The sequence below is a fragment of the Streptococcus sp. HF-1907 genome, from assembly GCF_015594605.1.
Classification (GTDB): domain Bacteria; phylum Bacillota; class Bacilli; order Lactobacillales; family Streptococcaceae; genus Streptococcus.
Genome location: NZ_JADNQT010000030.1, coordinates 1 through 4,407 on the forward strand (window position 1 = coordinate 1; position 4,407 = coordinate 4,407).

Consider the following 4,407-nt stretch of genomic DNA (forward strand, 5'->3'; position numbering starts at 1 on the left):
AAGGAACTCATACATATACCGTTCGTGAAGTATCAGGAACAGATACAGACATTGACTATGATAGCATGAACGCAGAAGTGACTGTTAACGTCACTAAGAACGCAACAACAGGTGTCTTGACAGCCAAGGTAGATATGCCAGCGGATAGCGAGTTTAACAACTATGCGGTAGCGCCAGTGACAGCGCAATTTGACTTTAGTAAAGTCTTGGCAGGACGCACTCTAAAAGCTGGCGAGTTCAGTTTTGTCTTGAAAGATGCGACTGGTAAAGTACTTCAAACGAAGACCAATGATGCTTCAGGCAAAGTAGCCTTCGATGCACTCACTTATAAGAATAATGAGGTTGGTATTCATAAGTACACTGTAGAAGAAGTAAAAGGTACCGAAACTGGTATCGAGTATGACCCAATGAAGGCAGAGGTAACAGTTACTGTCACGAAAGCTGGTCATACCCTTACAGCGACCAAAGCTCTTCCAAGAGATACAGAGTTCAATAATACGTTCACCCCAGCAGCAACCAGTGCTCAATTCAAGTTCACGAAGAAACTTGAAGGCAAAGCCCTAGAGGCAGATGCCTTCACCTTCGAGTTGCTTGAAAACGGTCAAGTTCTCCAAACGAAGAAGAATGCGGCAGACGGCACCATCCAATTTGATGCTATTTCATACGATAAAGAAGGTACACATACCTACACTGTTCGTGAAGTAGCTGGTTCAGATACAAACATCGATTACGATGATATGAATGCAGTAGTAACTGTTAACGTTACTAAAGATGCTGCATCTGGTATCTTGACAGCCAATGTAGTTATGCCAGCGGATAGCGAGTTTAACAACTATGCGGTAGCGCCAGTGACAGTACAGTTCAACTTCACTAAGAAATTAGAGGGTCGTGAGTTGAAAGCTGGAGAATTTAGCTTTGTTTTGAAGGATGAAAAAGGAAATATAATCGAAACAGTAGCAAACGATGCATCTGGTAAGATTAAATTTTCAGCACTTACATTTAAACATGGTGAAGAAGGAACTTACATCTATCATGTAGAAGAAGTAAAAGGTACCGAAACTGGTATCGAGTATGACCACATGATTGCTACTGTTGGAGTCAAAGTGAAGAAAGATGGAAGAGTGTTAACTGCTATTACTGAATTACCAGCCGATACAGAATTTAACAATAAAGTAACCCCACCAACTCCACCAACACCTGTTGTTCCGCCAGTAACCCCACCAACTCCACCAACACCAATAGTTCCACCGGTAACACCTCCTATCCCACCGACTCCAGAAGTTCAAACAGTGAAATCAGTCACTTCGCTTACTCCAGTAGTTTATGAGGATGTAAAAGAACAAGAACTTCCTAAAACTGGTGACAATAAGTCTGAAGTCGCAATAGAGGTTGGAGGCCTTCTTACATTAGTTGGATTGGTCTTATCAAGAAAACGGAAGAACAATTCATAAAATAGAGGATTGGTGAATAATTCAATATGTTTATGCTAAGTTGATTTCAAACTTTAATTATTTATTAACTTATCCATAAATAGGTAGTAAAAACGCAAGAGTGATCTTGCGTTTTTGCATTAGGGAGGGATGTCGATTGTTTCTTGGTGAACAATTTTATTGAGCAAGTTGTGAATAACAACGATACTTAAATATTTAAAATAATTTCTTGAAGGATGAAAAATAACCTAATAGAAGAATATTTTGTCATAGTTGAAAGTTTATTTGAAAATAAAAAACAGCTCTTTTCACAATGGAAGGAGCCAGACTTTTATAGATAGCTTTTATTATATGGATTTGATATACTCTTATATGTAGAAAAGTGATAGACGGTGGCTTTCAATTATTAGAGAGGAGTGATGCCTATGGGCAAACATTCAAAATCTAGTAGAGAGGAGAGCCGTTTTGACAGCGTTCGAGATTGTGCAAACCATTCTAGGCTTTGGTAGTTTTACTATCGCTCTAATTGGATTATGCTACAAACTCTTTAAAGACGATGACAAAAAATAATCCGTCCCCACTTTTGGCGAAGTAAGACGGATTATTTTCGTTTAAAACTAGCCACCGTCTTTTAAACGGCTCTACATGGAAGTTGAGTGACTGCTCAACTTCTTTTTTTTCTACCACAATTTTATCAGAATAAACAATTTAAGTCAATTCGAAATATACAGATATTGATGAACTGACAGTACCAATGATAAATGAGTATATAGAAAAAGTAGTAGTCCATGAAGCAACAGGGGGAAGAAAAGGAAAAGATAGAAAACAACAAGTCGATGTTTACTTTAATTTTATAGGCAACTGTCAAGTGCTATGAAAAGCGAGCATAGAAAAAATGACTTAAAAATGGTAAAATATTATTAGTTAATTTAGACTAACTTGCAATTAGCTTTCATCTTTAAGGAATAATGTGAAATGCTAAAAGCGGAGAGAGTTTAAAATTTGTTGTTGGGAAGAGTTTTGCTGGTGAGTGATAAGAGTAACAAAAAATTTTGGGATAAATTCGCCAAGTTGTATGCTCCTTTTATGAAGAAGGATAAAGGTGTTTATGATAAAGTTTGCGGATACATAAACCCCTATTTGAGTAAGGATATGAATGTACTTGAACTTGCTTGTGGTTCAGGTCAATTATCCTTTAACCTTTCAAAATATACGAAAAGTTGGATTGCAACTGATTTTTCTAAACAAATGATTTTTGAAGCAAGAAAACATGGAGAATACGAGAACCTTGTCTTTGAAATAGCTGATGCTACTTCATTGATTTATACAGATGAGAAATTTGATTGTGTAGTAATAGCTAATGCACTTCATATTATGCCCGAGCCTGACAAGGCAATGAAAGAAATATATAGGGTATTAAAACCTAATGGTACTTTGTTTGCTCCCACTTTTTTATGGAAAGAGGAAAAACAAAGTAAATTCAAAAAACGGCTGATGTCTATTGTAGGGTTTAAGATGTATAAAGAATGGGATAAAAAGCAATTTGAAGAATTTATCCATGAATATGGATTTTCAGTAGCTGAAATGAAATTGGTAAATGGAGGTCTTGCACCAGTTGGTGTAATGATTGCATATAAAAAGTAATATTAAATTATTATTTACAAAGTAATATGAATTTAAAAGCGGTAGTGTAAAATAAGTTGTGTACACTCAAAAAGCTCTATAATCTCTACAGTGGTTTTACCCACTACAGAAATTATAGAGCCGTAAAATGAAGGTACTTTCTTTTATTCCTGTAAGTTATATACTTGCAGTTTATGGCAACTCCATTGGGGTTGCCTTTTTACTTATTGATTATGTAATCAAAATGAATCATTATGACTAACCTTACATAAGTACAATCTTGCCAAAAATGCTGAAATCATCCTTTTCTGACAAGGTGATAGGTGCCTCGTTAGAATTTAACGAGTTAAGGAGAAAGTCACCATTTTCTCTATTTTGACTTACCTTCATTACGTGATACTGACTATTAAGCTGCACGATGCAGATATCACCTGTTCGAAGAATGGAGTCTTTCATGACAAACATTACTTCATCATCAAAAAAACTAGGTTGCAGAAAATCGCCAATAACCTTAAAGGCAATATCATGTATCGGAATAGGCACTGGGTAGTCAAGACAGTCGACTGGGACCTCTGAGAGTTCAAACCCTTGTGTATCGACTCTAGCATAGATACTGACTCTTTTGGTTGGTCGTTCACCTTGTCCGACTACTATTTGTTTTCTATGGTCTTTTTCTCTGATTTCTTTAGAGATATGCTGATTATCTAATCGGTTTTCTATGAAACTAACGGTAGCATCTTGGTTCCCCTCATCAAGCTGCTTAAACATTTCACCAACATATTCTTCCTTATCGTCGTTAAATGGTGGATAGGCATATTTACTAGGCGTGTCTGATAATCCTAATAAATAGTCTGACGTAACTCCGAATAACTCGACTAATTTCACAAGATCTTTGAATTTAGGAGCATTGGTCCCATTTTCCCACTTTCCTACTGTTTGCTGTGATTTTCCAATCCGAACACTGATTTCTTTTTTGGTCCAACCTCTAGCCAGTCGGAGCTTTGTTAGGCGTTCAGTGAACAACAACCCCTTTGTGTTGTTACTATCCTTACATTCTTTCATGTTTTTCCCTACATACATCTTCCTAAAAGAATTATAATTTTTATAGTCAAAATTATTATAACAGTTTTAGAAATAATAAACAAATACAGGTAGTGTACAATAAGTTGTGTAAACACAAAAAGGAATAAATCCGTTATAGTAGAGTTGCGAAACATTACTAGAAAAAGATTTATTCCTATGACTCAGTTTACCACAGAACTACTTAACTTCCTAGCCCAAAAGCAAGATATTGATGAATTTTTCCGTACTTCTCTTGAAACAGCTATGAATGACCTGCTTCAAGCAGAGTTAT

Annotated in this window: 5 protein-coding genes and 1 pseudogene; 4 read left to right on the forward strand and 2 right to left on the reverse strand. The window is 36.1% G+C overall.

The window, feature by feature from the left end; translation table 11 throughout:
- Both IYQ92_RS09885 and IYQ92_RS09890 read left to right on the forward strand, forming a co-directional pair.
- The coding region (locus IYQ92_RS09885) for a Spy0128 family protein (RefSeq protein ID WP_195676480.1) at nucleotides 1-1,451 on the forward strand (1,451 nt) is incomplete at its 5' end.
- Nucleotides 1,452-1,865: 414 nt separating this feature from the next.
- On the forward strand, nucleotides 1,866-2,000 hold the full coding sequence (locus tag IYQ92_RS09890; protein WP_105291367.1) for a putative holin-like toxin: 135 nt from the start codon (nucleotides 1,866-1,868) through the stop codon (nucleotides 1,998-2,000).
- Here the strand turns inward: IYQ92_RS09890 and IYQ92_RS09895 are convergent.
- On the reverse strand, nucleotides 1,962-2,117 hold the full coding sequence (locus IYQ92_RS09895) for a hypothetical protein (protein ID WP_171968097.1): 156 nt from the start codon (nucleotides 2,115-2,117) through the stop codon (nucleotides 1,962-1,964). The genes IYQ92_RS09890 and IYQ92_RS09895 overlap by 39 nt on opposite strands.
- A 34-nt stretch (nucleotides 2,118-2,151) precedes the next feature.
- On the opposite strand from IYQ92_RS09895, the pseudogene IYQ92_RS09900 reads away from it, so the two are divergent.
- A pseudogene (locus IYQ92_RS09900) lies at nucleotides 2,152-2,307 on the forward strand (DUF4368 domain-containing protein); the annotation flags it as partial.
- A gap of 149 nt (nucleotides 2,308-2,456) precedes the next feature.
- Nucleotides 2,457-3,074: a class I SAM-dependent methyltransferase gene (locus IYQ92_RS09905; protein WP_002886378.1), complete on the forward strand. Its 618-nt coding sequence runs from the start codon at nucleotides 2,457-2,459 to the stop codon at nucleotides 3,072-3,074.
- A 243-nt stretch (nucleotides 3,075-3,317) separates the two neighbouring features.
- Here IYQ92_RS09905 and IYQ92_RS09910 read toward each other — a convergent pair whose 3' ends face one another.
- Nucleotides 3,318-4,115, reverse strand: coding sequence for a helix-turn-helix domain-containing protein (locus tag IYQ92_RS09910; RefSeq protein WP_195676481.1), 798 nt, complete (start codon nucleotides 4,113-4,115; stop codon nucleotides 3,318-3,320).
- Between the last annotated feature and the right edge of the window lie 292 nt (nucleotides 4,116-4,407).

What these genes read in the sequence shown, in the direction of transcription:
- IYQ92_RS09910 (WP_195676481.1), bottom strand. Translation starts at nt 4,115, where the DNA reads ATGAAAGAATGTAAGGATAGTAACAACACAAAGGGGTTGTTGTTCACT.